Below are 26,952 nucleotides of genomic sequence, written 5' to 3' on the forward strand. Positions count from 1 at the left end.
GGCGGGTGCTTTTAAATTCTAATTCCAGTTTTTATTTTTATTGGTGGTCTAGATTTTAAAGCGTGCTTCTTTTTGTTTTCGAACTAATAGAGTGCATGACATGTGCCAGTTTTTAAAAGTCCTTTTAAAACATGGTGTTATTATTTTGTTGTTATTGGGCTACCTACTTTGGTACTTATTTTGTTACTAGTTGTTACGCTAAGTTGTGCTGCGTGGGTAGTAAGGTAACACCTGCTTTGTTACCGTTGCGGGTGAGGTGTCATACCTTTATCTAATTGAATTATAATGTATTTGTTTATTTTCGTGCTTTGCGAGGAATACCTAATTTTTGGCGGCGTTCCCATAAGCACTTTCGACTAACCCCTAGTTTTTTCGCTAGCTCTGTTTCACTCAATTTATCTTGGTTTTCTATAACAAAACGTTGAAAGTAATCATCTAAAGATAAGTTGGCTTGTTCTTCAGTGCTTAAAGAAAGATCGGGTTCGGGGGTTCTTGCGGCAAACTGGGTTTCTAGTTCATCCAAGGAGGTTTTAGGTATGTCGAGACCTAAGTCTTCTAAAGTGATTACAGTGCCTTCTGCAAGAATTACTGCGCGTTCAATTGCATTTTCTAGTTCTCGAACATTACCTGGCCAACGATAGGTGCGCATAGCTTGTCTTGCCTCATGGGAAAAATGAGACTCAGCTGTATTCATTCGTTGGCAAGCATTGGCTAGCATTTTATCTGCAATTTCAAGGATATCTGAACCGCGTTCCCTTAGCGGTGGGATACGTAACTCCATTACATAAAGTCGGTAATAGAGATCTTCACGGAAATTATTTTGCTTGGCGAGCTCTTTTAAATTTCGATGAGTTGCTGCTATAAGTCGCACATCCACTTTCTTTGAGTGGACTGAGCCGACGCGGCGAATTTCACCCTCTTGTAAAAAGCGCAGGAGCCTTGCTTGAGCTTCGAGGGGTAGTTCGCCAATCTCATCGAGGAATAATGTGCCACCATCAGCCGCTTCTAAAAGCCCGCTGCGACCTGTATTTGCACCGGTAAAGGCCCCTTTTTCATGACCAAATAGTTCTGATTCTATTAAGCTTTCAGGTATAGCGGCACAGTTAACCGATATCATTGGTATATGAGCACGTGTGCTTTGCTCATGAATGGAGCGAGCGGCTAGCTCTTTACCTGTACCCGATTCGCCTTGAATAAGGACCGTTGCATTGGTGCGAGCCACCTTTGTAATACGTTTTGCAAGTTCTTGCATAGATGAGCAAGAACCAAAAATCTGAGTTTGATCTGTAGAGCCATTATCGCTCTCTACTCGAGGGGCTTGAGTTCCGTTAGTTGTATTGTTTTCAATTATTTTTCTTACAGAGAGTAGCATTTCATCATGATCAAATGGCTTTGCAATGTAATCTACCGCGCCGAGTTTCATAGCATCAACTGCTGAGCGAAGGCTGGCATAGCTGGTCATAATGAGTACAGGAACGGATTTAGCTAAAGAGATAAGGTCTGTACCGGGAGCGCCTGGCAAGCGAAGGTCGCTGATGATTAGATTGAAATCGTCTAGTTTGAAACGACTGGTTGCTTCATCAACTGATGCGGCATCATCAACATTAAAATCGTTCTTTTCGAGTAATCTGCGTAACGCAGCTCGAATAATTGTTTCATCTTCTACAATCAGAATACGGCTCATAGGCTCTCTACCTTACATCCCACTATCTCGCGCGGTCAGGATCTTCTGTCCATCTCAGACGCGGGAGCGTTATTGCCACTTGAGTGCCTTTCTTCTGTTTTTTGTTGGCCGGGCTTAGTATCTCAATACTACCATAATGCTCTTCAATTATGTTATAGACTAATGATAGTCCTAAGCCGGTACCTTGACCTGGATCTTTTGTTGTAAAGAAGGGTTCGAATAGCCGGTCTTGAGATTCTGCTGTTATACCGCTGCCTTCATCGGTTACACGCAAAATTACAATTTCGTTTGTTTCTTCTGCTTCGAGCCATATAGTGTCTTGGTTTTTTGAGGCATCGCTGGCGTTCTGTAATAAGTTCACAAAAACTTGATGCATCTGTTGTGGATCACCCATGATTCTTAAATTATTAGGGATCTGATTAATATATTTTAAATGCTTGCCGTGGCTATCTAATGATAGGAGATGTATTGCTTCTTCTGCGCATTGAGCGAGAGAGACGGGCAATTGTTCACGATCAGCTTCCGGTCTTCCGGCATGAGCAAATCGAACTAATGATTGCACTATTCGGCTAATACGTTTGGTTTGATCAACGATTTGGTCGCCTGTTTCTAAAATATATGGGTTTTTTGTTTCTAGTTTAAGATTTTGTGCTAAACAGGCGATGCCGGTCACTGGATTACCTATTTCGTGGGCAACCCCTGCCGCAAAGCGACCAATGGAGGCTAAACGTTCATTGTGGGCCAGTTTGTCCTGCATGTTTTTTGTATCTGTATCATTTTCTAATAGGATAACCATGCCGATATCTCTACGTTCCTTAAGAATCGACTTATGCAGGCTAAACCAGTGTGTGTGTCCGTCAATAATAAGTTTTTGCCCTAGCTGGTGGGCAATGGGAGCATCGACGAACTGTTCTAGCACTTGGCTCCAAGGATTGCTGTTACTGCTTAGGGCGCTGCCGATCACCTCTTCGTTGCGTATATGAGTTAAACGCTCCATCTCATGATTCCAAAACAGTACCTGGCCTTCTGTATCTAAAGTGCACACCCCTATAGGTAGTTTTTGCAGGGTCAGGCGGTGGTAGCGTCGCATTTCGTCAAGTTCAGCGGCAAGGCCGGTTAGTTGTAATTGATAGTCTTCTAATTGATTTTCAATTAAGTGCACATTACTGGCTTTGAAACCAACTCCCATAGGATCAGCCGGACGGTCAATAGGTTCGAGTAAAGCGGCGGCTTCTACTGGGCCTAGTAGTCCAGAAAGGTTGTTTTCTAGCATGGCCCGTAGTCGAAGTAGATCAACAGGGCGAATACTATCAGGGTGGATATTCATACTATCTAAGGCTTGCTGAACTTCTCTTTCTGCTGCTTTTCGCCCCAGCCTAGAGGCTAGCATCTCCGTAAAATCGCTGATACGAGAGGCTCGTAAGTTGGTTGTATTTGTTTTTTGGAGTGCATTCATTAAACAAGCTTGAGCGGCTTGGGATTCCTCCGTCGATTGATGAGTAAAAATCGAAACAATGCTCATAACCGCTGTATTCACTAACAGTGAAAGGATCGCAATATGATCCCAATTACTATCGTTAATATTGAAAGGTAATGTTTCTGCGGGTGATGCACTCAATACGGGGATAAGCATGCTGAATAGCCAGATTCCCATGCCTGATAGCAAGCCTAATAGTAATCCCCAGCGATTAGCGTGCTGCCAAAAAAGGGTAACAAGTAACCCCGGTAAAAATTGTAGAAAGGCAACTATAGCGACAATCCCCATTTGATGGAGGTCGAAGTGGTTACCTATTAAACGGTAGAACAGATAACTACCTAATATCATCGCCATGATTAGAATACGTCTAAGCCAAAGTAGACGTGCGTAAAAGCGAGGTGTTTTAGGTTTTGGTATAAGGGGTAAGATCACATGGTTTTGTAGCATAGAGGCAAGTGCTACCGTAGCAACGATCATAATACCGCTGGCTGCTGATAGCCCACCGATAAACGCTAGAACGGTTAACCATGACGAATCTAATAGTAGTCCTATATTTAGGATAATAAATTGTGGATCACCTCCGACGTTTAAGGATTGTCCGGCCCAAATGATAGGGGGAACTGAACAAGCGAGTAAAAGTAGGAAAAGGGGCATGGCCCAAGTGGCTTTGTAGAGTGTTTCATCTGAGGCGTTTTCGGTAAACAACATATGAAAAGTATGGGGCATTACAATCGTGGCGGTAAAAAAGGCTAATATAAGCGTGCGCCAAGCTTCACTGTTAACGGGGGTTTTTAGTTGTTCTAGTACCTCCGGGTGATCTGTTATGAAACTCTCAGTGCCTCCTATGCCGCCTAAAATGCCAAAAATGGCGAAGCCTGCTATGACCAATAAAGCACTTAGCTTAATGACGGATTCAACCGCCATCGCGACCATCAAACCGTGGTGATTGGTTCTTAATGAAGCGTGTCTCGCCCCAAAGAGGATGGAAAATAGCGCGATAATAAAACAGAATCCTATACTGATCTGATTCGCGCTAAATTGATCATTCAGTATATACAACGTATCGGAAACAGCTTGTATCTGAATCGATAGCATGGGTAGTGTGGCGAATACAGAGATGAGTGCTGTTAAAGTGCCTATTGCCCCGCTTCTAAACCTAAAAGCAAATAGGTCGGGTAGGGAGCTTAATTGATAAGTACGGGTTATGCGTAAGATCGGGATAAGCAAAGCAGGTGCTAATAGGAATGTCAGTACTGGGCCAAAATATGATCCAAAAAAGTTATACCCTGATTCCTTGGCTAGGCTGAATGCCCCGTAGAAGGTCCAGACGCTGGCGTAAACACCAATAGAAAGCACATGGGTTAGAGGATGGCGAACGATCTTTTTGGGTAGAGCTCCTCGTTCAGTTAGGTAAGCGGTCCCAAAGAGGAATAATAGGTAGGCAACGCCAATTAATATTAGGGAAGGCAAACTAAACATCGGAGCGTTTCCTATCAATTAGGAAGGCGATGGCAATAACCGCCAGCCAAATGATATAAGGTAAAAACCAAGGTGTATCCATGCTTTGCCAGCTATCAATAACGAGAGGAACCACTAAATAAAGCATAATTACTAACAGGATAAGTAAGCGATGAAAATACATAAATTATTCGCTCCTATCGACCGGTTTGGCTAGCGTTTGGCTAATCTTTTCTAGATCCCAGTTTTCAATTCCCCAACGAATAATTTCATCTCTACTTGCATCGAGTAATTCGCTCGGTGGTTGTTGGTCTAAAAATACAAGCACGTTGAATAGGGAGGGAACGATATTATCTAACTTCAGTGCGGGTGCAAATGTTTGTTTACTGAGCTTTTGGCCCTGTGTGTTACTCGCGACAGGGATATGGGCATAGGCTGGTGTTGGATAATCGAGTAGTTGTTGTAGGTGGATCTGTCGCGGAGTTTCATTGAGTAGATCTGAGCCTCTAACCACGTGAGTCACTCCTTGTAGATAGTCATCAACAACGACTGCGAGTAGATAAGCGTATAGATTATCGCGCCGATAAACAACGAAATCACCGCTCTGACTTAGGGAGCTAAGGTATGGGCCTTGGATTTGGTCATTGAAACTGATCGAGATGTTTTTACATTTAATACGAATGGCACATTGTGCGTCGTTGTTGGGGGGATTTAACAAGCAGTGCCGGTCATATGTTGAGCTGTTACTGCGCGCTAAAATCTCTTTCCGTGAACAATCGCAGCGGTAGGCATAGTGTTCTGATAATAGAGTATCTAGAACATCTTGGTAGTAGTGGTGGCGTTTACTTTGAAAGCTTAGTTCTTCATCCCAATAGAGGCCAAAAGCATCGAGAATTTTTGGGAATTGCTCTTTTGCACCCGTTTGTTCGCGGGGTGGGTCAAGATCTTCAATACGAAGTAGCCATTTGCCGCCGTTAGCTCGAGCGTCAAGGAAGCTGGCAAACGCGGCGATTAGCGAGCCAAAATGAAGAGGCCCTGTTGGGGATGGGGCAAATCGACCGATATAGGTCACAAGGTTTATCCTAAAGAGCCAGCCTTGGGCCGGCTCTATATCGGATTAGCGACCGAGTTGTTTTTCTTTAATCTCAGCCAACGTTTTGCAATCGATGCAAAGTGACGCTGTTGGACGAGCTTCAAGACGGCGGATACCTATTTCAATGCCACAAGCATCGCAGTACCCATATTCATCTTCATCGATAAGATCCAATGATTCATTGATTTTTTTAATCAACTTGCGTTCACGGTCACGAGTTCGAAGTTCGAGGCTAAATTCCTCTTCCTGACTGGCTCGGTCACTTGGGTCTGCAAAGTTGGATGGCTCTTCCCGTAAATGGTGAATAGTGCTGTCCACCTCTTCCATGAGTTCTTGTTTCCAAGCCCCAAGAATGTTGCGGAAGTGCTCTTTGTGCTTTTCATTCATGTACTCCTCACCTTCAGTAATCTGGTAAGGATCAAAATGTGTGAAAGATTCGCTCTTGTTTGGCATAAGCGCTGCCTCACTCTTTTGCGTAAGCCATCATTAGGATGACTTCACTTGCCCGTGTTATTAATGCAAGAAATGCATTTAGCATGAAAGGCAGGCAAATTACCAGATGCGCTGCCGTTGTGCTAGCCCTAAATTTGTTCAATAGACACCTAAGAGTAATAAATTAGGCTTGGTTTTTGCTTTAGCCCTTGAAAGTAGAGGCTTGCGGCGTTGTTTTGATTATTACTTTGTTGAATCTAGGTATACTTAACTTATTTGTTGTGGAATCAGGAATCAATATGAGTTTTCAGCCTTCTAAGCGTGTTGCTGAGATCGAAACCTTTAAAGTAATGGACCTCTTAAAGAGAGCTAAGCAATTAGATGCGGCTGGATTTGATGTAGTGCATATGGAGGCCGGCGAACCTGATTTCGCTACCGCGCCTGCGATAGCTGAAGCCGCAAAAGCAGCGATCGATAAAGGCTTTACCCAATATACACCTGCGGCGGGTATTCCAGAGTTACGTGAAGCGATCAGCCAGTGGTATCAGCATAAATATAATTTAGATATTTCAGCGGAGCGAATTATTGTTACGACGGGTGCGTCCAGCGCGTTGTTGATGATTTTTTCATTGCTTACTGATGCGGGTGATAGTTTTATGATGGCGGATCCAGGTTATCCCTGTAATCGCCAATTTTTACGCTTCTTAGAAGCTAAGTCTCAGCTTGTACCTGTAGATGCGGAACAGAATTTCCAACTGAATGCGGAATTAGTTAAACAGTATTGGCGACCAGAAACTGCAGGTGTGCTACTCGCCTCTCCTGCGAACCCAACGGGGGCTGTTGTACCTTATGACGAGCTTGTTGCTATCGCTGCCGAGGTTAAGCGGCAACATGGTTCGCTTGTAGTGGATGAGCTTTATCACGGTTTGACCTACGAGGCGGATACGCCTTCGGTATTAGCGATTGATCCCGATGCTTTTGTTATTAATAGTTTCTCTAAATATTTTGGTATGACCGGGTGGCGGTTAGGTTGGCTGGTAGCTCCTGCTGATGTAGCGCCAGAATTAGAAAAACTCGCACAAAACTTAATGATCTCTCCCCATACGATCTCCCAATATGCGGCATTAGCTGCATTTGAACCTGACACTATTGCCCTTTTTGAAGAACGTAAAGATCAGTTTAGATTACGTCGAAATCTGCTTGTTAAAGGGTTGAGGGAATTAGGTTTTTCTATACCTGTTATGCCAGAAGGAGCCTTTTATGTTTATGCGGGGGCGCAACATCTAACCAATAATACCTTTGATTACTGTTGGTCGTTATTAGAAGAGAATCATATTGCTGCCACCCCTGGATTAGATTTTGGCCGCCATCGCTGTAATGAATATATACGTTTTTCGTACACTACGGGCTTGGACCGAATAGAGCTGGCACTTGAACGTTTAGAGAAAAGGATTAAAGGTTTATGAAGCTAGATAATTTAATTCAAGGCCGACTAGTTAAACGTTATAAGCGGTTTCTTGCAGATATAGTCCTTGATAATGGGGCTGAGGTTACCGCTCACTGCCCTAACACAGGTTCAATGAAAAATTGCGCGGATGAAGGTAGTCGGGTTTGGGTGCTTGATAGCCAAAATGAAAAGCGAAAGTATCCCCTTGGTTGGGAGCTTGTTGAGGTTGAGGGTCAATACCTTGCCTGTATCAATACCGGACGGGCGAATAAGCTGGTTAAGGAGGCGATAGAGAACGGTACGATTAAAACCTTGCAAGGCTATGAGTCCATACGACAAGAGGTTAAATATGGGGAAAATAGTCGTATCGATCTATTGCTAGAAGATCAGGAAAAAGGACGGGTCTGGGTTGAAGTTAAGAATGTCACGCTGCTCGAAGAGGATAATCTAGGTAGTTTTCCTGATGCTGTTACGGTGCGGGGTGCGAAACATCTACGTGAGCTGATGGCGATGGTCGAGCAGGGGGATCGTGCCGTTATGTTATTTTGTGTGCCCCATACAGGTATTGAGCGTGTCAGACCTGCAGATTATATAGATCCTGAATATGGGCGTTTGCTCCGAGAAGCTAAAGCGGCGGGAGTTGAGGTGATTGCCTATGGTGCTGATATCAGTGAAACACAGATTAGTCTTGTACGTGAATTACCGGTCGTGCTTTAAATATCCTCTTAAAGATCAATCAGTATGTCATCGCCTTGGCGGATAAATGCAATTTTATTAAGTTGATCTTCCACGCAAGGCCCTGCGATACATTCGCCTGTATCGATTTTAAATAAGGCCCCGTGCGTTGCACATTGAATAAAGGTTTTTTCATAATCTAAAAACTGATCGGGCTGCCATTCCAATGGAATGCTGCGGTGGGGGCAGCTGTTTTCGTATATATAGATCTCATTTCGATAATTTAAAGCGACTAGCTTTTTGCCTTGGATCTCAAATCCTTTAGCATCCCCTTCGGGAATATCTGAATAGGAGCATAATTTGATCATTAAAAAATAACTTCCTGGATTCTAAGTTGCTCTAATAATCGGTTGATTGCATCATCATCATCGGTTTCAACGATAACGGTGATCTTCTCTTCTTCAGGTGTTAATGGCTGCTCATGCTGTTTTTGCTCTTGCATTACCGAAATGTCAGCGTCTGAGGCATCACTTCCTTCACTTTCTCGGCGTTTTAGGCGAGCTTCTATTAGTTTTTGTTCGCATTGACAGCTAATGATTCTGATAGGGATGCCGCGTTTTTTAGCGAGATCAATATAGCTCTGTCGGGTGCGCTGGCGAATAAAGGTGGCATCAACAATAACGGAATAGCCGTTATGCAGTAGATTGGAGCTTGTATCAAACAGTAAATTGAAAGTATGAGCGTTCATCTTAGGGCTATAAAGCTCGAGTTTTTCGCCTTTTAAACTTAGTTCCCTAAAGAGACGTTTACGCTCAACATCGGATCGAATTCTAATGGTATCTGTAGTATCAACGAGCTGCTGACTTAAATGACTTTTTCCGCTACCTGATACACCATGCATTAAAAACAGGGTGGGTTTAGGTTTATGTACATAATAATCGGTAAGGCGGAGGTATCGTCGCAGGCTGTTCATATCATGCATATCACCTAATACGGAAACCTTGGCGCGCACCATTGAACGGTAGGCTTTGTAGAAATTCAAAAGCGGTAGGGCTTGGTAGTCACCACTAATCTCTAAATATCTATTGAGGCAACGGTTAGCCCAACGGAATTCGCCATTTGCTTCTAGGTCCATCAGTAGAAAAGCAATATCACTGATTGTATCTATCCAACGAAACTGCAAGTTAAACTCTATACAATCAAATAGACGCAGCTCGTTGTTATAAAGTGTGATATTGGAAAGGTGAAGGTCGCCATGACACTCTCGTACATGACCTTCTAGTTTCCGCTGTTGCATGAGTGGCGTTAACTTGCGGAAACGCTGAGCAATGTACATTGATAATTGTTGAACTTTATCGCAATCATCTAAGTTCGTTGTGTGCTCTAAGGTGTCGAGTATATGCGTGAAGTTATCGGCAACAACGTCCCAAATAGTATCGGGCTCCCCCCAAGGACTATCTTGAGCGACAATAGGGACTACACTATGGAATTCGGCAACTTGTTCAGCCAGTGTGTCAATCCAGCTGGCTTCAAAGCGTTGGTTTGCTAAAAGTAGGTCAAGGCGTTGTTCTGTATCGAATTGATGCATCTGTACTGCGTATTCGATAGCTGAGTCGTTGTCTGCAATATCAAAGATCGGCTGCTCTTCAGTGCCGCCAATAGCGATGACCCGCTGATAGATATCAGGTGCAAGGCGCTGGTTAAGACGCAGTTCTTCTTCACAAAAGTGCTGTCGCTTAAGGAGCGTGGTAAAATCCAGAAAACCAAAGTCCACTGGCTTTTTAATCTTATAGGCATACTTGCCCGTTAAGATTAGCCAGGAGATATGGGTTTCTATCAACTCGATCTTATCAACCGGATGAGGATAGAAATCCGCTTTTTGTAGAGAATCTAACAGCGTCATAAAGGTTCTAAATAATTTATTAGGTCGGGTTAGCTGCTTTTTCGCTAGCCCCAAGGACAGGCATTATACTTAGCGAATGGCAAAAAAGAGAGCACCAAAATCATCAAGTCGAGGTAGAGCATCAAAAAAACCTCGCAGTTTCTTAAAAAAGACACTGTTTTTATTATTAAAACTTTCGCTGCTAGGCCTTGTTCTAGGCGGTATTGGATTGATTTATCTGGACGTCCAAGTAAAAAATAAATTTGAAGGTAAACGCTGGGCATTACCTGCAAAGGTCTATGCGCGACCCTTGGAACTTTATGCGGGACAGGTACTAGATCGCGAAGCGCTGAAGCAGGAATTAAAAGGGCTTGGCTATCGTTTTGTTAATCGGGCTGATCGTCCGGGTATGGTTGAATGGGCATCAAGTCGAGCGCGGGTTTATACGCGTGGTTTTAGCTTTCCGGATAGTGATGAGCCTGCTAGAAGGTTGATGCTTAACTTTAGTGGAAAGCAGTTAAGCTCGATTAGAGATGATCGAGGTAAAAATATCTCCCTAAGCCGTTTAGAGCCTATTCTTATTGGCGGTATTTATCCGAAAGATAACGAAGATCGCGACCTTATTCGGTTAGATCAAGCGCCTGAGGCTTTGCTATCTGCTCTTATTCAAATAGAGGATAGAGATTATTACAACCATTTTGGTATCTCACTAAAAGGCATAGCCCGAGCTATGGTGGTGAATGTCAAAGCGGGGCGTTTTATTCAGGGTGGTAGTACCTTAACACAGCAGTTGATTAAAAATTTCTATCTAACCTCTGATCGTACGCTGGCAAGGAAGTTGATGGAGCTTCCTATGGCTGTGTTACTGGATCTGCACTACAGCAAAGATGAGATTCTTGAGGCATATCTTAATGAGGTCTATTTAGGTCAGGCGGGTTCTCGTGCGGTTCATGGCTTTGGATTAGCGAGCCAGTACTATTTTGCGCAGCCTATTAATGAGCTTAAGCTTCATCAAGTTGCTCTATTGGCCGGTCTTGTGAAAGGGCCTTCTTATTATGATCCGAGACGCCACCCAGAAAGAGCTAAGGCGCGTCGGGATCTTGTGTTGAAGGTCTTGCAAGAGCAAGATGTTATTAGCATGAAGGAACGCTTGGATGCAGAAAAACGCCCGTTAGGCATAGTAAAACAACGCAGCTTACATAAAGGGGCATACCCTGCATATTTAGATCTAGTTAAACGTCAGTTGAGAGAGGAATACCCTGAGGAAGTTCTCAATTCAGAAGGGTTAAGAGTTTTCACAAGTCTTAATCCAACCGTACAAGCACATAGTGAGTCTGCATTAGCAACAACCGTGACTGCGTTGCAGAAGCGTTACGGAAAACCGGTCAAAGAACTTCAAGGTGGCATGGTTGTAACCGATCCACAAACAGGGGAGGTGCTAGCGCTGGTGGGGGGGCGTAATGCTCGCTATCAAGGTTTTAATCGGGCACTTGATGCACAGCGTTCAATCGGATCATTAGTTAAGCCTGCGGTTTATTTGGCGGGGCTTGAGGAGGGTTATACGCTTGCAACCTTACTTGATGATCAACCAGTCAGTGTGCCGCTGCCAAATGGTAAAAGTTGGGTGCCTCAGAACTTTGACCATGTGAGTCATGGCAAGGTCCCTTATTTTCGCGCATTAGCAAAGTCCTACAATCAAAGTACAGCGCAATTAGGGATGGCGATAGGTTTAGACCGTGTTATCGACATGTTGCAGCGTTTAGGCATTAGCCGCAAACCTAAACCTTACCCTTCATTGCTACTAGGCGCAGAATCAATGAGTCCATTTGAGATTGCGACGGTCTACCAAACCATTGCAGCTAATGGCTTTAGAGCGCCGATGAGAGCGATACGTTTAGTGACGGATTCAGAAGGCGTGGAGTTGTCACGTTACCCCTTTGATGTAAAACAAGTGGTGTCAGCGGAGAATATGCACTTGATTCAATACGCTTTACAAGCCGTAACGCGGGAAGGGACAGGACGAGCGGTTTATAACCGCTTACCCGCGGCTTTAAATGTGGCGGGCAAAACCGGCACGAGTAATGATCAACGTGATAGCTGGTTTGCTGGTTTTGCGGGTGACCGTATGGCAGTGGTGTGGTTGGGACTAGATAATAACGGTAAGTTACCTTTTACGGGCTCTGGTGGCGCGTTAAAAGTATGGACCGAATTAATGGTTAAAGAGCAACCGCATTCCTTTATGTCAGTACAACCGGAAGGTATTGAGTATCATTGGATCGAAGAGAGTACAGGGTTATTGTCTGCCGAACAGTGTGAAGGTGTGAGACAATTACCGTTCATAAAAGGTACAGCTCCGCAAGAATATGCTGTGTGTGCTGATAATCAAAAGAATGAATCTTTGGATTGGTTTAAAAGATGGTTCAGGTAGCAATGTTGCAGACAGCAGTTCAGACAAGAAAATTACGTATGAGTACGGCTGTTAAAGCTGTGTGTGTGAGCTTCGCTATATTAGGGTTGGCTGGATGTGTAAGTGGAACAGGAGGCTATCGCCCGCCGGTTGAGGATAGAACCGAGCAAGGTGGTGTTATTCAGCCAGTAGAGTCAGGATCAACAGGTGTTATTGTAAAACCCGCTGTTATTAGTGAGAGTAGAACCGAGCAGCAAGTATCTGTGCCTGTACCTACTCCAATGACATCAAGGCCGCAAAATCCTGCTGTGATAGCCTTATTGAAGAGTGCCGATCAGCAGAAAAATAGTGGTTCGATGCAGGCCGCGGAAAGTAGTTTAGAGCGGGCCCAACGTATCGCACCACGAGATCCAGAGATTTATTATCAGTGGGCCGATATTCGGCGGCTTGAGGGGCAGTGGTCTCAAGCAGAACAATTGGCTCTTAAAGGTACTAATATGGCCATAGGTGATGCAGTTATGTTGCGTCGCTTATGGCTATTGATTGCTGATATTCGATCAGGTATTGGCGATAGTGCAGGGGCTAAGCAAGCGAAGAATAAGGCTTTTAGCTACTAAATTAAGAATACTTGATGACTATAGAAAGGGACGCCAATGCGTCCCTTTTTTATGCTCAGTCCTAACAGAAGTTATCCACTGCTAGAGTTTGCTTTTTCGAAGTGTTGCGGAGAGCATAAATAAAGAGATACCTAAGAAAAAATGACTCCCAATACTGTTTTGTAGAGAAGGTACCAAAGAGCCTTGGCTGAATAGCAATAAGCTTAGGGCAAAGAAAATAGCTGCGGTTATACCGGGTATGCGAGCTAATGGGGATGGTGTCTTTAACAGACTTACAAAGAGCGCTATTACCGTTAATACCACCATTATTTGACTATATTGCACCCCGAAATCGGCCCGTCGAGTGACTTCGAATAATGCGAATAATGCTAGCAGCCAGCGTCCCCACGCAGGTTTTGACCACTTGAAATTCCAAGCAAGGTCGACAAATGCGCTGGCAATAAAGGGAATGCCCGCGAAGAATGCAAGATTGTCCAACATCAGCTTTAGTGTCTGTATCTCTTGTGCTGGCAGGTATATAAGTAGTGAGCCAGCAGCAGAACAAGCAATAAACACTGATGCTAGGCAAAGAACCATGCAGGCGCGTTGATCTTTTTGCTCACTAATATTGTAGCTGCGCCGTGCCAGAAGCAGGGCGCCTACAAATAAAAACAGATCGATGAGTAAGAAGAAAATTGTCATTAGAGGGTCGCAAATACTTTATCAGCGGCAGCAATAGTCGCCTCAATATCTTCTTGGGTATGAGCCGCTGAAATAAAGCCCGCTTCAAATGCCGATGGCGCTAAGTAAATCCCTTGTTCCAACATACCGTGGAAAAATGCAGAGAACTTATCAGCATCACAAAGCATTGTTTCTGAGAAGCTTGTCACCTGTTTTTGATCGGTAAAGAATAGGCCAAACATTCCCCCTACACGACTAGTCGTGAATGGAACGCCATTTGCCATCGCTACGGCTTCTAACCCTTCGGTTAAAAGTTCCACCTTTGCGCTTAACTGTTCGTAAAAGCTCGGAGCTGAAATGGCATTTAACATAGTTAAGCCTGCTGCCATCGCAAGAGGATTGCCGGATAGCGTACCTGCTTGGTAGACCGGGCCTAAAGGTGCGATATGGGACATGATCTCTTTTTTGCCACCAAAGGCACCGACCGGTAAACCACCGCCAATGACTTTACCTAAAGTGGTTAGATCAGGTTTGATATTGTAGACCGCTTGAGCACCGCCTAAAGCAACGCGAAAACCGGTCATGACTTCATCAAAAATAAGTACAGTGCCATATTCATCACAAACTTCACGCAACCCTTCTAAAAATCCAGGAGAAGGAGGGATGCAGTTCATGTTACCGGCAACAGGTTCAACAATGATGCAAGCGATCTGATCACCACAGTCTGCAAATGCTTTGCGGACATTGTCTATGTCGTTATAAGTTAGGGTGATTGTGTGTTCGGCTAGTGAAGCGGGTACACCTGGAGAGCTGGGTTCGCCTAAGGTCAGCATGCCAGAGCCTGCTTTTACTAATAGCGAATCTGAATGGCCATGATAGCAACCTTCGAATTTGATGATTTTGTCACGTTTTGTGAAGCCGCGAGCGAGACGAATTGCACTCATCGTTGCTTCTGTTCCGGAGCTGACCATACGAACCATATCCATAGAGGGCATGATGTCGCAAACTTTATCAGCCATCTCTATTTCGATCTCTGTTGGCGCGCCGAAACCAAGGCCGTTATCTAAAGAGGCTTTGACTGCATCGATTACTGCTGTATTACAATGACCTAAGATCATGGGCCCCCATGAACCGACATAATCTATATATTTATTGTCATCTTCATCAAACAGGTAGGCGCCTTGACCGCGTTTAAAGAAAATTGGTGTGCCGCCGACGCCTTTGAATGCGCGTACAGGAGAGTTTACTCCGCCAGGGATATGGATTTGTGCGGCTTGAAAGAGTTCTTCGGAACGGGACATCTGTCTATACTCTCTAAAATTCAGTTATTAAATTGCTGGTGGAATTGTTGGGCGGTTGCTTTTATGTCGTTCTGGGCATAAAGCGCGTGAATCACAGCAACCATATCCGCACCGGCAGCGATAATTTTGCTTGCATTATCCACGCTAATGCCTCCAATCGCCACTACTGGTAGGGTAAGTTTTTGCTTGGCTAGTTGCATTAATTCGAGTGGGGCAGGTTTCGCGTTAGGTTTGGTTTTGGATGGGAAGAACGCGCCAAACGCTACATAATCAGCACCTTGTTGCTCAGCTTTTTCGGCAAGCGGGAGTGAATCGTGGCAGGTTATTCCTATGATTGCGTCATTGCCTAATCTATCTCTGGCATCTTTTAGTTCACCATCACTTTGTCCCAAATGAACCCCCGCAGCGCCAGTGCTTAATGCCAGTTCAACATCATCATTAATGATGAGTGCGACGTTATAGCTTTGGCATAGGTTGTTCAGCGCGCTCGCTTCATTCTGCCTTTTCACAGGGTCAGAGGATTTATCTCTATACTGAATAAGGTGGGCGCCACCTAAAATACTAAGTTCAACTTGGGTCAACATTTGATCAAGTGTAGGCATAAGTACAGAGTCTGTAATGCCGTATAATCCGGATAAGGCTGTTCGCATATATAATATTGCCGGTAAAATTAGTTTTCGCGATAAAACGCTTCAATTTGATCGCGAGTAAGAAGGCCAAGAACCTCATTGCGATCTGTCACAATGCATAAAGCTTCGACCCCATCTCTAGTCATCTGCTCTAGTGCTTGCTGTAGTGTGGCTTTGCTGTCAATGATACTCGTATCAAGCCTGAGGGCAGGAATTCTAAGTAAATCAATCAGCTCTTCTGATGATGACGCTTGTTGTACCGCCGTATGTAAATCGCCAGGAGAGAGTAGTATGTACTTACTCTCTTCTGTTATTAGCAGCCAGCTTGGAGAGCTTTCGAGTATTTTACTCGCGCCTTGAGTGGAGATGGTTGGATCACTATTAATAAAATTACGATTCATCAAGCTTTGTGCCGATGAAGAATTCAGCATTTGGGTGAGAGGCCGGTAGCGATAATCCATTCCTTGAAGATGCATACTTATGACAAAAATGGAGGGCATCTTGAATACGTATCTAGCAATAAGGTTGGAGACAACAATTGATATCATCGCTGGAAAGATAATGTTTGGATTGCCGGTTAGTTCTAAAATAGCAACTAATGCGGCCATAGGCGCGTTAGCGACGGCTCCCATCATGCTCCCCATGCCTAGAAGGGCATAAAAACCAGGATGAGCTACGGTTTGATTAACTGCGCTGCTGCCTAAAATGCCTAATAAACCACCGGCTATAGCTCCAATAAAAAAGGTGGGACCGATTAAGCCTGCCGGCATGCCAAGTCCCAAGACGATGGGAGTTAATAAACACTTAGCGATAAGTATCCCGAAGAGTAAACCCAGTCCTATCTCCCCCTGTAGAGCGGAGGTTACAGTGTCATATCCCATCCCCATAACTTGAGGATAGAACACAGCCACGCTACCTGTGAGTACGCCTGCCAGCAGAAGTCTAGATTTATAACCAAACGTCGAATGATTAGACCATTGCATTGCTGCTTTCATTAGCGCAATAAAAATTACAGCGAGTAAACCAATGATACCGCCAAGAAACGCCACATAAGGTATCTCCTGCAACGATTCTATCTGCATAGTAGGTACGGTAAGTGCCCAAGCATTGCCAAACATAAACTGCACGACTAATGCACCGGTCGCTGCGGAGACCATAACCGGCATAAAGCCGATTACCGTGTACTCGAGAAGTACCACCTCCATCGCAAAAACAACCCCTGCGAGGGGGGTGTTAAATGTTGCGGCTATGCCCGCTGCAGAACCACATCCAACTAAAATTCTTAAGGTGTTATTGGGTAAGTTCAGGCGTTGGCCGAGCTGGCTTCCGCAGGCTGCACCTAAATGTATAGCCGGCCCCTCTTTACCAACTGAGTGCCCAAATAGTAAAGCGAGGGCTGCCACAAAAAACTGTATTATTGCGTTAGTTATAGGTAGATAGCCCTGATGGTAAGCCATGCGTTCAAGGAGGTGAGTAATACCAACCTTTCGATTGAGGGGTGTGACTCTCGATAGAATAGCGATCAGTACTAGGCTGCCGATAATGGGCAGAAGAAAATGAAGCCAAGTGGGTAGACCTTCAAAATTTTCACTGTCTTGATTAGGTAATAGGTGCTCTAACGGCGTTTCAAGTAGTGTTCGGAATGAGCCTAACACTAAGCCGCAAATGAGACCGCATAGGATACCTAATATAACCATTTGTGGGAGCGCTTCACCGTATGCTAGACGATGGCGAAACTGCTTCATGGAAAATGTGTTTCGAAACATTATATTTATTACTTAATTGAGAGGCCTTGGCTTGGCGGCTAGATCTTAGTATACGTTAACAGTACATCAACGCTAAGTGCTTGTGATGTGGTTTTTTTGATGTGGAACTATTATAGCCATCAAAATAGTATGTATATGTTAAATAAGGAGGGGATTGAGGTGTGACAATCTTTTTAATTAGGACTGCTTATTCCAAGACTTTCGTATGCCTCAACTGACAGATAAAGAGTATAAGGTGTTTGTTTATTGAAGTGTCTGTTTTATGGATTTAACTCAAAACATGGGAAATATAAATTTTTGCTGTTATTCCAAAAAGTGTTAGGCCCGTTATTAAGCCTAAAAAAATAACGCGTCCTTCTTTATTCGCTCCTGCCTTAAGTGATACGTGCCATACGCTCCAAAGTTTAAAAACAATCATTCCTATTACTGCAAAAAAGACAAAAATTTCCCCTGTAGACCAGATGACCATAGTGTGCTTCCTGATAATATTCATTTGACATGAATATTATATCTAAATAACATGCATTTCAAATGAATGTTATGGTTTTTGTGTTTTGGGGTGGAGCTAGGTTGTGAAAAGATCAGAAATTCTTAAGCCTTTAAGTCGAGAGCATCATATGGCATTGGTTCATGCAAAACGGCTGTTAGCGTTTTCTGATCAAGAGGCTAAAGCGATGCTGGATTATTGGTGCGAAGTGAAAACAGTCGTGCTTGCTGATCTTAATCGTCACTTCGAAGAGGAAGAGTGCTTAGTTCAGGATGTTAATGAGCCATTATTGGCCCGTTTTTATGATGAACATCGACAATTACGAACACTGATGCACGCCGATAATGTTAAGCAGCTGAGGATCTTTGCGATGCTGCTGACCGATCATATACGTTTTGAAGAACGGGAACTGTTTCCGTGTTTGGAAAGCGTTCATTACGCCAGACTATGTCGAAATAGAGAGGGTTAACATTTAATTTTAGTGCTCCTCTATTTCTATCTAAATGAAATAAAACCTCAAATTTTATAGATCAGTAAGGGTGATTATGCAAACTGAAACAATGACCATTGTAAAATCGACTGTGCCTGTTATTCAGGCATCAGGTGAAGCTATCACAAAGCATTTTTATGAGCTGCTATTTGCAGAAAATCCAGAACTGCAGCATGTTTTTAATATGGCCAGTCAGGCCAGTGGGCGTCAGCAATCAACCTTAGCGGCGGCTATATTAGGCTATGCTGCGAATATTGATAATCTTGGGGCATTAGGCGGGACGGTCGAAAAAATTGCGACTAAACATTTTAGTCTTGATATTTCCCCTGCTCAATATGAGATCGTCGGACGAAATCTGCTTAAAGCGATTCGAGATGTGCTTGGTAAAGAAGTGGCTACTGAGAGTGTATTAAAGGCTTGGGAGGAGGCTTATCAGCAGTTAGCGAAGATTTTGATCGGGCGGGAGCAGCAACTTTATGCAAATGCTGAAGCTGAAGGCTGGATTGGGTTTAAGGCATTTAGTGTGAGTAATATAGTTGAGGAAAGTGACGAGATTCGTTCAATCTACCTGAAACCAGTAGATGGTGAACCGCTCCCTTCTTATCGTGCTGGGCAATTTCTCAGCGTTAAGATAGTTAACTCAGCGTGGGAGCATGAAGAGATTCGTCAATATAGTCTTTCTGACAGCTACTCCCCTGATGAATATCGTATATCCGTTAAGCGGGAACCAGCGCCGACGGCTGAGATACCAGAAGGGCGGGTGTCTAACTACCTGCATACGCAGCTTGAGATAGGTAGCCATTTAGCTATTCATATGCCAGGGGGTGATCTGTTTTTGAAAGACAATAGCCGGCCTGTTGTTTTACTGAGTGGTGGCGTTGGTATTACGCCGATGCTGAGCATGCTAAATGAGCTGGTGAAGAATCAGGATGCGCGGGACATTGTTTGGCTGCATGGAACCCGTAATCGCCATACCCATGCGTTTGGACAGCATATAGCGAAATTGAAACGGGACGTTCCTGGATTAACGGCACTCACTTTTTATGAGGATGTTTCGGGGGCCCAAGAGGGGATTGATTACGATAGTCAGGGTTATATTACGTCTGATTGGATTGAGCGTTGCTGTCCGATTGATGCTGAGTATTATTTTTGTGGGCCTCTGCCCTTTATGAAAGTAATTTATCGTCAATTAAAGGCGCAGAAAATCGATGATAATCGACTTCATTATGAGGTGTTCGGGCCAAGTGAAAGTCTTAACTAATTTCATAGATAAAGATTGAGAGGCGTTAAAACCTACAGCGATTTTTTGATATGGATATTATGAGCACTTCTGCTATTGCGTGACAATTAAACGGGGTATAGTTGCGTATATCCCGTTTTATTTATTAGAGATATTAATCGCTTCAGGAGTGTCTATGAGATTAAGCGCTTTTACCGACTTTGGTTTGCGAACCTTGATTTATCTTGCCAGCCTAGAGGAGAAGCGATTAAGCAGTGTGGCGGAAGTATCCGCTGTTTATCAGGTATCTCAGAGTCATATGGTTAAAGTGATCGGGCAGTTGGCAAAGCTAGGTTATGTGCAAACGATTCGTGGTAAAAATGGTGGAATCCGATTAGGGGCTTCTCCAGAGATGATTAATATTGGCGAGGTTATAGCGCAGCTGGAAAACCACCTAGATGGTGTGGACTGCCTGTCAACTGACTGTCAGCTGCTTCCCTGTTGCGAGTTGAAAAAAGCGTTAGTTGAAGGGATGAAGGCTTTTACGGATACCATGCGGAAATATACGTTGGAGGATTTAACGGCAAATAAAAATGAGCTGATTCCGTTGCTGCTTGTGAGCTGAGCGGGCTGAAAGCTCCTTGATTGTAAGGTGCATAGCTGTTGAATTTTTCTCTCCTGTGTTTGTTAGACGATACTCGTACCCCATCTTTTTCCCTTAAGTCATTCTCTGTAAAGATAATTTTTTAGGTTCTGGTTAGGTTCAATTTGGCATATATAAAAAATTATGTCGCTTCATTTGATTTGGTGCGTATTTCATCGGTAATCTTTGTTTCTGTAAGTATTCCTGCGGGAATCTATTTCAAATTATCGATTTAGTAGTTATTGAATTATAGCTTTGTAGTAATATATACAATCGTTTTTTAAACTCGATGAGAGGTTATTGTGATTAAGGTAGGTATTGTCGGTGGCACAGGGTATACAGGCGTAGAATTACTACGGTTGTTGGCAAATCATCCCGAAGCTGTGGTTGAGGTAATCACTTCTCGATCTGAAGAGGGAATTAGCATAGCTGACATGTATCCTAATCTCCGAGGTATTTATGACCTTAAGTTCTCAGTGCCTGATGTTAAAACGTTAAGTGCATGTGATGTCGTGTTTTTTGCTACTCCTCACGGGGTTGCCATGAAGATGGCAGCAGAGCTTATAGATAATGGTGTCAAAGTTATCGATTTAGGTGCAGATTTCCGTATTAAAGATCTTGATGTTTGGTCTCAATGGTATGGTATGGAGCATACGTCTCCAGAGATGGCTGAGCTGGCTGTTTATGGTTTACCTGAAGTGAATCGGGAGCAAATCAAAGAGGCTAAATTAATAGCCTGTCCAGGCTGTTATCCGACAGCAACGCAGCTTGCTTTTCTGCCGCTACTGGAGAATAAGCTTATTGATCATCGTCGTCTTATTGCTGATTGTAAATCCGGTGTGAGCGGTGGCGGGCGCGGAGCCAAAGTCGGCATGCTTATGTGTGAAGCTAGTGAAAGTATGATGGCCTATGGTGTTCATGGGCACCGTCATCTACCTGAAATTAAGCAAGGCTTGGCGCTGGTGGCTGAAAGACCGGTGAATCTGACCTTTGTCCCCCATTTAACACCGATGATTCGGGGTATTCACTCTACCTGCTACGGAGTTTTAAAAGATCCGGTTGAGCATGATTTACAACGTTTGTTTGAAGAGCGTTACGCCGATGAGCCGTTTGTTGATGTGATGCCTGCTGGTAGCCATCCCCAAACGCGGAGTGTTAAAGGCGGCAATATGTGTCGTATTAGTATTCATCGCCCACAGAATGACGATACTGTGGTCGTGCTTTCGGTTATCGATAACTTAGTAAAAGGTGCTGCAGGTCAGGCGATTCAGAATATGAATATTATGTTCGGTATTAATGAGGCTTCAGGACTAAATGTTGTCGGCTTAATGCCTTAATACTTGACTAAATTGGTTGGTTAAGGTGATAATTACACTCTACCTGTGGGTAGGGTGTATATTAAAAGATCGGTATATGTGCTGAATCAAATACCGAAATAGTCCCTGTGCTCATATACTAAGTACCTAAAAGTACCTAAAAAGTACCTAGAAGAAGTATCTATGATAGAAACTGTCGATCCAAGCCTAGAGTCTCCTATGTTGTTTACTGAGGCTGCGGCTGCAAAAGTACAATCTCTAATTGATGAAGAGGAAAACGATAACTTGAAACTACGTGTGTTTATCACAGGTGGTGGTTGTGCTGGTTTCTCTTACGGTTTTACCTTTGATGAGCAGGCTGCGGAAGATGATACAATCGTTGAGCGCGATGGCGTGACTATGGTTGTTGACCCTATGAGCTTCCAGTACTTAGCGGGCGCAGAAGTGGACTTTAAAGAGGGTTTGCAGGGATCACAGTTCGTTATTAATAATCCAAATGCAACAACAACTTGTGGTTGCGGTTCCTCCTTCTCTATTTGATCCTGATCATTAGGGCTATGGATGATTGATTCATAGCCTATTCATATCCCTTCTGCTCTGATATAAGAGATAATTATCCCTTAAGGAGAGTATATGCGCCTTTTATTTACGAGCTTGCTTTTTCTGGTCTCTAGCTTTTGTTCGGCTGATTCGCTGCCGCAATCTCCTGTGGCTCCTGAGGTTGCGAATCCGCATTATCTAGCGCTAATAAAAACAAATTCCCCAAGTGAAGTTGAGATGCTTTTTCAGCGGGCAAGTATGCTTGCGGATGATGTCGATAATTTGAATGCATATGAGCCTATTGTTTTTGTCTTGCATGGTGATGAGGCTCACGCGTTCCGGAATCGTAATATGGAGCAATATAAAGAGTTACTAGATTTAGCTGAGCGGCTTGAGAAGAAGCATGTTATTGATATTCGCGTTTGCGAAAGTTGGATGAGAATGAATAATGTGGATCGTTCCGAGCTTCCAGATTTTGTTGATACCGTGCCATTAGGGCCTGCAGAAAAAGAGCGGCTTCGTCGCGAAGGCTACATCTATTTTTAGTTGGTCGAGCTAAATTTGATAGATTGCACCTAAAATTCGCTCTCCTTTTGCGCCAGTGACACTGGGTTTATTTCCTGAGTTACTTTCCATACATTGCTTGGCAAGCCAAGCAAAAGCTGCCGCTTCCATCCAATCAGCATCGATTCCTGCATCATCCGTCGTGTAGACTTTGTTGTGGGGGAGTAATTCTTGTAAGCGATTCATAAGGGCTTTGTTTCTGCTTCCGCCGCCACAGACTAATAATTCAAATGTTTTGCTGGGAATATGCTTGTTGATCGAATCCGTTACTGTTCTTGCCGTCAGATCTAAGAGAGTGGCTTGTACATCTGCGGCTGCTGTTGAGTAAGGTTTCAATTTGTGACTTAGCCAGCTTAGATGAAACTGCTCTCGTCCTGTGCTTTTGGGTGGCTTTTCGTGAAAGTAAGGTAGCTGTAACAGGTCGTTGAGCAATTTTTCATCACAGTTTCCAGTCTGCGCCCATGCGCCATTCTTATCGTAAGGGCAGTCCTTAGTTTGTGTGATCCAAGCATCCATTAGTACATTGCCAGGGCCTGTATCAAAGCCGAGTACATCTTCTGTGGCTATTGCTGGTAGATACGTTAAATTTGCCATTCCGCCAATGTTAAGCAGGATTCGGTCGCGATTAGTTGTTCGGAAAATTTGGTCATGAAAAGCTGGAACTAAGGGAGCACCTTGGCCGCCAGCGGCCATATCTCTGCGCCTGAAATCACTGACGGTGGTAATGCCTGTATTTTCTGCGATGATATTTGCATCACCTATCTGTAGTGTGTAATTAAACTCAGGGCGGTGTCTTATGGTTTGACCGTGACTACCTATTGCGCGGATCTGCTTTTTATCTAAGCCTTGGTTGCGGATAAGTGAGTTGGCCGCTTTGGCGAATAGTTGGCCCAGTTCAATATCAACTAGGCCCATCAGATCGATTTCATTATCGCCGGGTTGGGTTAGCTGCAAGATCTTTTGTTTAAGTCGCTCAGGGATTGCTTCTGAGTGAGTGGCAATGAGTTGCAATTTAGGGTTGAAGCTAACCGCAGCAACATCAATGCCGTCTAAGCTCGTTCCTGACATAAGGCCAATGTAGATATCAGGAGTACCCATAATCGTTACTGTTTTTGCGTATCAAGGGCTGCCAATGTTGTTGCTTGATAAGTTTCAAGCTGGGCAAGCAAGGCGCTAGCTGTTGATTTGAAGGTCGGACGTTCGTTCTCAGCTATTGGGAGTGCTTGCGGGAGCTTAACGGTTAATGGGTTTTTATGAACACCATTAACGCGAAATTCGTAATGAAGGTGAGGGCCGCTTGCTAACCCTGTTTGGCCAACGAAACCGATGACCTGTCCTTGCTTAATGCGAGTTCCTGTTTTTTGCCCACCTTTAAACTTGCTCATATGTGCATAAAGTGTCGTTATATTGCTGCCATGTTGAACAATAACCACATTGCCGAAACCGCCTTTTTTTCCTCGGAATATTATTTTTCCATCGCCCGCCGCTTTTATAGGTGTCCCTGTGCGCGCAGCATAATCAACACCTTTGTGGGCTCTTATACGATTAAGTACAGGGTGTTTTCTGTTTAAGCTAAACTTAGAGCTGATGCGAGCAAAGCCGACAGGGGCTCTAAGAAATGCTTTGCGCATGCTGTAGCCTTCAGGAGTAAAATAACTGCTATCGCCTTCTGAATTGGTATAGCGTAGCGCAGTGAATTTGCTACCTCTATTTATAAATTGAGCGGCAATAATAGGCCCTTCGCCTATTTTCTTTCCGTCTAAAAACTTCTCTTCGTAAATTAAGCTAAAACTATCACCTTTTCGGATATCAAGTACAAAATCAACATCCCAGCCGAAGATGCTGGCAAGTTCCATAATCTTTTTGCTGGATAACCCTGCTTCTTCGCCTGCTAGAAATAAAGAGTCCTGAATAGTACCGGCAGTATATTTGTGCTCAATATCGGGTTTACGTTCAATAATATCAACATTGAACCCTGTAGGTGTTTTCGTGAGAAGTGTGTGCTTAAGCTCTGATTCCCGGTGGCGAAGTTTATGTAGCTCACCTTCCTTTATAACAAAAGATAAGGTTTGACCAGGGAATAAGCGAGTGAATGATTTAGAGTCTTTTGCTGCGGAGGCAACGTTATATACGTCACGAGCAGTTAAGCCAGCCTTTTTGAACATCGAGGTAAGATTGTCGCCACTGCCAATAGTGTAATCAACCCAGTTTTCCTCAATGGGGGGATGTATGGCTGGCGATTCGATTGTTTCTGTATCGCCTTGAGTGTTATTTGTATCAGGAAGTTGAGTTGCGCTGGGTGTTGTTGTTTCAATGTTCAGTGGTGTTGTCGGAATACTGCCACGCGTAGCTTCAACTTTTTCTGATGGCAGCAGCATTAAGGTAAGACCTAAAATAAAAACACAGGCACTGACCGCAACTAGGTGAACCGTAGGAAGTTGTTTTTGTAACTGTTTCAAACGATATGGCACCCTAGTCCCCTTTGGTCGGTGTCTGATTAGATAAACGCTGTATTATGCCATTCTCATTACAGAATGTCGGCTTTTTCGGTCAAAACTTAAGCCTAGCTGAATTAAACCAGTAAAAATAATTGTCTATAGCTATTTGTTTGCTTGCTCGCTGCCGTTAAAATAGCCTCCTTATTTTCTAATATCCACCTTTAAGGTTAAGCAAAAACAATGAGTGAAACACTATTACAAGATCTAAAGGCGCGCGGTTTGGTTGCGCAGATGACCAGCGAAGATGAGCTGGAAAAACATCTATCTGAGGGTAGTGTGACGCTTTATTGTGGTTTTGATCCGACTGCTGATAGCTTGCATATAGGTAGTTTGGTACCTCTATTAACGCTCAAACGTTTTCAGGAATATGGACATAAACCGTTAGCGCTTGTGGGTGGGGCTACAGGCCTTATTGGTGATCCAAGCTTTAAAGCGCAAGAGCGGAAGTTAAATGATGATTCAACCGTGGCGAACTGGGTTGAAAAGATCAGAGCGCAAGTGAGTGCTTTTATCGATTTCGATTCAGGTAGCAATAGTGCCGAGGTTGTTAATAACTTAGATTGGACGCAAAACATCGATATCCTTACCTTTCTGCGTGATATAGGTAAGCATTTTTCTGTCAATCAGATGATTGCAAAAGAATCAGTTAAGCAGCGTATTGATCGTGAAGGTGAGGGTATCTCGTTTACCGAGTTTACCTATATGATTCTTCAGTCCTATGATTTCCAGCAGCTTAACCAGTCCCATGGTTGTAGCTTGCAGATTGGTGGGTCGGATCAGTGGGGGAATATTACCGGCGGTACTGAATTGACACGCCGAATGAACGGGAATCAGGTGTTTGGTTTAACCTTACCTTTAATTACAAAATCAGATGGTACTAAATTTGGTAAAACCGAGTCAGGTACTATTTGGCTTGATTCATCCAAAACATCACCTTATGCGTTCTACCAGTTTTGGTTGCAGACGGCGGATGCTGATGTATACCGTTTCCTTCGCTACTTTACCTTTTTATCGGTTAGTCAAATTGAGCAGATAGAAAAAGAGGACGAAGCGCGCGAGGGTCGCCCAGATGGGCAGAGAGTCTTAGCAGAAGAGGTGACGCGTCTAGTTCATGGTGAAGAGGGGCTTGTCGCGGCCAAACGTATAACTGAAGCGCTGTTCTCAGGTGATACATCCACCTTAAGCGAGCAGGATTATGCTCAGCTGGCTCAGGATGGTCTTCCTTCATCTGTATTGGATATAGCAGCAGTTTCTGATCAGCCTGTTACGGCAATTTTGGCGGATGCTGGCATGGCGCCTTCAGGTAAGCAGGTAAAAGATGCTTTACAGCGAAATGCGGTTGTTGTTAATGGTACGGCTCATGGTATGGAAGATAATATGAATGCTGCGGGTATGTTTGCTGCTGAAAAGGCGCTTTTTGATAAATACTTTTTAGTGAAACTGGGTAAGAAAAAGCATCATCTATTCGAATTGGTGTAAGCGTTAAGCCCCGATTATTCAGAATATAAGGAAAAGCCGCTCAATATAGAGCGGCTTTTTTGTGTCTGGGGATGAGTAATGCTTTGATTTGATCGCTAAATAACCAATTTTGCCCCGATTTCCGCTTAATGTCGCTTTTTTGCCTTTATTTTGCAGTTTTTTAGTTTTGCCTGTTGACCTTGTTTGGG

Annotated in this window: 25 protein-coding genes; 11 read left to right on the forward strand and 14 right to left on the reverse strand. The window is 43.9% G+C overall.

Annotation, left to right across the window (positions count from 1 at the left end; translation table 11 throughout):
* Positions 1–295 precede the first annotated feature (295 nt).
* The 5 genes from Q4492_RS14220 to dksA are packed head-to-tail and all read right to left on the reverse strand — an operon-like array spanning position 296 to position 6,165.
* Entirely contained in the window at positions 296–1,684 is a 1,389-nt protein-coding gene (locus tag Q4492_RS14220; RefSeq protein WP_303419265.1) for a sigma-54 dependent transcriptional regulator, read from the reverse strand.
* Positions 1,685–1,706: 22 nt separating this feature from the next.
* Positions 1,707–4,640, reverse strand: a complete 2,934-nt coding sequence (locus Q4492_RS14225) for an ATP-binding protein (protein ID WP_303419268.1) — start codon at positions 4,638–4,640, stop codon at positions 1,707–1,709.
* Positions 4,633–4,803, reverse strand: a complete 171-nt coding sequence (locus tag Q4492_RS14230; protein WP_156473713.1) for a hypothetical protein — start codon at positions 4,801–4,803, stop codon at positions 4,633–4,635. The genes Q4492_RS14225 and Q4492_RS14230 overlap by 8 nt, the downstream gene beginning before the upstream one ends.
* 3 nt (positions 4,804–4,806) lie before the next feature.
* On the reverse strand, positions 4,807–5,691 hold the full coding sequence (gluQRS, locus tag Q4492_RS14235) for a tRNA glutamyl-Q(34) synthetase GluQRS (RefSeq protein WP_303419272.1): 885 nt from the start codon (positions 5,689–5,691) through the stop codon (positions 4,807–4,809).
* A 45-nt stretch (positions 5,692–5,736) separates the two neighbouring features.
* Positions 5,737–6,165: an RNA polymerase-binding protein DksA gene (gene dksA, locus Q4492_RS14240; protein WP_303419275.1), complete on the reverse strand. Its 429-nt coding sequence runs from the start codon at positions 6,163–6,165 to the stop codon at positions 5,737–5,739.
* A gap of 278 nt (positions 6,166–6,443) precedes the next feature.
* Between dksA and Q4492_RS14245 the strand changes: the two genes are divergently transcribed.
* Together Q4492_RS14245 and sfsA are read left to right on the forward strand one after the other, a co-directional pair.
* Positions 6,444–7,610, forward strand: a complete 1,167-nt coding sequence (locus Q4492_RS14245) for a pyridoxal phosphate-dependent aminotransferase (protein WP_303419278.1) — start codon at positions 6,444–6,446, stop codon at positions 7,608–7,610.
* Positions 7,607–8,308: a DNA/RNA nuclease SfsA gene (gene sfsA, locus Q4492_RS14250; RefSeq protein WP_303419279.1), complete on the forward strand. Its 702-nt coding sequence runs from the start codon at positions 7,607–7,609 to the stop codon at positions 8,306–8,308. Before Q4492_RS14245 ends, sfsA begins: the two co-directional genes overlap by 4 nt.
* A gap of 8 nt (positions 8,309–8,316) precedes the next feature.
* Here the strand turns inward: sfsA and Q4492_RS14255 are convergent, their stop codons facing one another.
* The gene (locus Q4492_RS14255; protein ID WP_067868094.1) at positions 8,317–8,634 is read right to left on the reverse strand and encodes a Rieske (2Fe-2S) protein; all 318 of its coding nucleotides are present in this window, start codon (positions 8,632–8,634) and stop codon (positions 8,317–8,319) included.
* Complete coding sequence (locus Q4492_RS14260; protein WP_303419282.1) at positions 8,634–10,169, reverse strand: bifunctional aminoglycoside phosphotransferase/ATP-binding protein; 1,536 nt, start codon at positions 10,167–10,169, stop codon at positions 8,634–8,636. The genes Q4492_RS14255 and Q4492_RS14260 overlap by 1 nt, the downstream gene beginning before the upstream one ends.
* A 76-nt stretch (positions 10,170–10,245) precedes the next feature.
* On the opposite strand from Q4492_RS14260, the gene mrcB reads away from it, so the two are divergent.
* A complete protein-coding gene (gene mrcB / locus Q4492_RS14265; RefSeq protein WP_303419283.1) occupies positions 10,246–12,576 on the forward strand; it encodes a penicillin-binding protein 1B in 2,331 nt (776 codons plus the stop codon).
* Positions 12,564–13,172, forward strand: coding sequence for a M48 family metallopeptidase (locus Q4492_RS14270; protein WP_303419285.1), 609 nt, complete (start codon positions 12,564–12,566; stop codon positions 13,170–13,172). The genes mrcB and Q4492_RS14270 overlap by 13 nt, the downstream gene beginning before the upstream one ends.
* Positions 13,173–13,253: 81 nt before the next feature.
* Here Q4492_RS14270 and Q4492_RS14275 read toward each other — a convergent pair whose 3' ends face one another.
* The 5 genes from Q4492_RS14275 to Q4492_RS14295 form a co-directional block, all read right to left on the reverse strand.
* The gene (locus tag Q4492_RS14275) at positions 13,254–13,853 is read right to left on the reverse strand and encodes a hypothetical protein (protein ID WP_303419287.1); all 600 of its coding nucleotides are present in this window, start codon (positions 13,851–13,853) and stop codon (positions 13,254–13,256) included.
* Entirely contained in the window at positions 13,853–15,133 is a 1,281-nt protein-coding gene (gene hemL, locus Q4492_RS14280; protein ID WP_303419289.1) for a glutamate-1-semialdehyde 2,1-aminomutase, read from the reverse strand. The genes Q4492_RS14275 and hemL overlap by 1 nt, the downstream gene beginning before the upstream one ends.
* A 20-nt stretch (positions 15,134–15,153) precedes the next feature.
* A complete protein-coding gene (thiE, locus tag Q4492_RS14285; RefSeq protein WP_303419292.1) occupies positions 15,154–15,783 on the reverse strand; it encodes a thiamine phosphate synthase in 630 nt (209 codons plus the stop codon).
* A 20-nt stretch (positions 15,784–15,803) separates the two neighbouring features.
* Positions 15,804–17,528 (reverse strand): chloride channel protein, encoded by a 1,725-nt coding sequence (locus tag Q4492_RS14290; protein ID WP_303419295.1) that lies wholly within the window; start codon positions 17,526–17,528, stop codon positions 15,804–15,806.
* 268 nt (positions 17,529–17,796) lie between these two features.
* A complete protein-coding gene (locus Q4492_RS14295; RefSeq protein ID WP_303419298.1) occupies positions 17,797–17,997 on the reverse strand; it encodes a hypothetical protein in 201 nt (66 codons plus the stop codon).
* Positions 17,998–18,100: 103 nt separating this feature from the next.
* Between Q4492_RS14295 and Q4492_RS14300 the strand changes: the two genes are divergently transcribed.
* The 6 genes from Q4492_RS14300 (at position 18,101) to Q4492_RS14325 (ending at position 22,769) form a co-directional block, all read left to right on the forward strand.
* Positions 18,101–18,484, forward strand: coding sequence for a hypothetical protein (locus tag Q4492_RS14300; protein WP_067868067.1), 384 nt, complete (start codon positions 18,101–18,103; stop codon positions 18,482–18,484).
* 76 nt (positions 18,485–18,560) lie between these two features.
* Positions 18,561–19,766 carry an NO-inducible flavohemoprotein gene (hmpA, locus tag Q4492_RS14305; protein ID WP_303419305.1) on the forward strand — a complete coding sequence of 402 codons (1,206 nt, stop codon included), beginning with the start codon at positions 18,561–18,563 and terminating at the stop codon, positions 19,764–19,766.
* Positions 19,767–19,920: 154 nt separating this feature from the next.
* Positions 19,921–20,349, forward strand: a complete 429-nt coding sequence (locus tag Q4492_RS14310) for an Rrf2 family transcriptional regulator (protein ID WP_303419309.1) — start codon at positions 19,921–19,923, stop codon at positions 20,347–20,349.
* Between the two features lie 320 nt (positions 20,350–20,669).
* The gene (argC, locus tag Q4492_RS14315; RefSeq protein ID WP_303419314.1) at positions 20,670–21,704 is read left to right on the forward strand and encodes an N-acetyl-gamma-glutamyl-phosphate reductase; all 1,035 of its coding nucleotides are present in this window, start codon (positions 20,670–20,672) and stop codon (positions 21,702–21,704) included.
* A 162-nt stretch (positions 21,705–21,866) separates the two neighbouring features.
* Positions 21,867–22,223 carry an iron-sulfur cluster insertion protein ErpA gene (gene erpA, locus Q4492_RS14320; protein WP_303419317.1) on the forward strand — a complete coding sequence of 119 codons (357 nt, stop codon included), beginning with the start codon at positions 21,867–21,869 and terminating at the stop codon, positions 22,221–22,223.
* A 93-nt stretch (positions 22,224–22,316) separates the two neighbouring features.
* The gene (locus tag Q4492_RS14325) at positions 22,317–22,769 is read left to right on the forward strand and encodes a DsrE family protein (protein ID WP_303419319.1); all 453 of its coding nucleotides are present in this window, start codon (positions 22,317–22,319) and stop codon (positions 22,767–22,769) included.
* Positions 22,770–22,778: 9 nt separating this feature from the next.
* Here the strand turns inward: Q4492_RS14325 and Q4492_RS14330 are convergent, their stop codons facing one another.
* Both Q4492_RS14330 and Q4492_RS14335 read right to left on the reverse strand, forming a co-directional pair.
* Positions 22,779–23,885, reverse strand: coding sequence for an anhydro-N-acetylmuramic acid kinase (locus Q4492_RS14330; RefSeq protein ID WP_303419322.1), 1,107 nt, complete (start codon positions 23,883–23,885; stop codon positions 22,779–22,781).
* 5 nt (positions 23,886–23,890) lie between these two features.
* Entirely contained in the window at positions 23,891–25,258 is a 1,368-nt protein-coding gene (locus Q4492_RS14335) for an OapA family protein (RefSeq protein WP_303419325.1), read from the reverse strand.
* Between the two features lie 207 nt (positions 25,259–25,465).
* Between Q4492_RS14335 and tyrS the strand changes: the two genes are divergently transcribed.
* Complete coding sequence (gene tyrS, locus Q4492_RS14340; RefSeq protein WP_303419328.1) at positions 25,466–26,764, forward strand: tyrosine--tRNA ligase; 1,299 nt, start codon at positions 25,466–25,468, stop codon at positions 26,762–26,764.
* Positions 26,765–26,952 lie beyond the last annotated feature (188 nt).

Origin of the sequence: Neptuniibacter sp. 1_MG-2023, from assembly GCF_030547185.1 — a bacterium.
In the GTDB taxonomy this organism is placed as follows: domain Bacteria; phylum Pseudomonadota; class Gammaproteobacteria; order Pseudomonadales; family Balneatricaceae; genus Neptuniibacter.

Excerpts from the sequence above, each read along its gene's own strand:
- Q4492_RS14220 (WP_303419265.1), bottom strand. The coding sequence starts at position 1,684 with ATGAGCCGTATTCTGATTGTAGAAGATGAAACAATTATTCGAGCTGCG.
- Q4492_RS14225 (WP_303419268.1), bottom strand. The coding sequence starts at position 4,640 with ATGTTTAGTTTGCCTTCCCTAATATTAATTGGCGTTGCCTACCTATTA.
- Q4492_RS14230 (WP_156473713.1), bottom strand. The coding sequence starts at position 4,803 with ATGTATTTTCATCGCTTACTTATCCTGTTAGTAATTATGCTTTATTTA.
- dksA (WP_303419275.1), bottom strand. The coding sequence starts at position 6,165 with ATGCCAAACAAGAGCGAATCTTTCACACATTTTGATCCTTACCAGATT.
- Q4492_RS14245 (WP_303419278.1), top strand. The coding sequence starts at position 6,444 with ATGAGTTTTCAGCCTTCTAAGCGTGTTGCTGAGATCGAAACCTTTAAA.
- sfsA (WP_303419279.1), top strand. The coding sequence starts at position 7,607 with ATGAAGCTAGATAATTTAATTCAAGGCCGACTAGTTAAACGTTATAAG.
- Q4492_RS14255 (WP_067868094.1), bottom strand. The coding sequence starts at position 8,634 with ATGATCAAATTATGCTCCTATTCAGATATTCCCGAAGGGGATGCTAAA.
- Q4492_RS14260 (WP_303419282.1), bottom strand. The coding sequence starts at position 10,169 with ATGACGCTGTTAGATTCTCTACAAAAAGCGGATTTCTATCCTCATCCG.
- mrcB (WP_303419283.1), top strand. The coding sequence starts at position 10,246 with ATGGCAAAAAAGAGAGCACCAAAATCATCAAGTCGAGGTAGAGCATCA.
- Q4492_RS14270 (WP_303419285.1), top strand. The coding sequence starts at position 12,564 with ATGGTTCAGGTAGCAATGTTGCAGACAGCAGTTCAGACAAGAAAATTA.
- Q4492_RS14275 (WP_303419287.1), bottom strand. The coding sequence starts at position 13,853 with ATGACAATTTTCTTCTTACTCATCGATCTGTTTTTATTTGTAGGCGCC.
- hemL (WP_303419289.1), bottom strand. The coding sequence starts at position 15,133 with ATGTCCCGTTCCGAAGAACTCTTTCAAGCCGCACAAATCCATATCCCT.
- thiE (WP_303419292.1), bottom strand. The coding sequence starts at position 15,783 with ATGCGAACAGCCTTATCCGGATTATACGGCATTACAGACTCTGTACTT.
- Q4492_RS14290 (WP_303419295.1), bottom strand. The coding sequence starts at position 17,528 with ATGTTTCGAAACACATTTTCCATGAAGCAGTTTCGCCATCGTCTAGCA.
- Q4492_RS14295 (WP_303419298.1), bottom strand. The coding sequence starts at position 17,997 with ATGGTCATCTGGTCTACAGGGGAAATTTTTGTCTTTTTTGCAGTAATA.
- hmpA (WP_303419305.1), top strand. The coding sequence starts at position 18,561 with ATGCAAACTGAAACAATGACCATTGTAAAATCGACTGTGCCTGTTATT.
- Q4492_RS14310 (WP_303419309.1), top strand. The coding sequence starts at position 19,921 with ATGAGATTAAGCGCTTTTACCGACTTTGGTTTGCGAACCTTGATTTAT.
- erpA (WP_303419317.1), top strand. The coding sequence starts at position 21,867 with ATGATAGAAACTGTCGATCCAAGCCTAGAGTCTCCTATGTTGTTTACT.
- Q4492_RS14325 (WP_303419319.1), top strand. The coding sequence starts at position 22,317 with ATGCGCCTTTTATTTACGAGCTTGCTTTTTCTGGTCTCTAGCTTTTGT.
- Q4492_RS14330 (WP_303419322.1), bottom strand. The coding sequence starts at position 23,885 with ATGGGTACTCCTGATATCTACATTGGCCTTATGTCAGGAACGAGCTTA.
- tyrS (WP_303419328.1), top strand. The coding sequence starts at position 25,466 with ATGAGTGAAACACTATTACAAGATCTAAAGGCGCGCGGTTTGGTTGCG.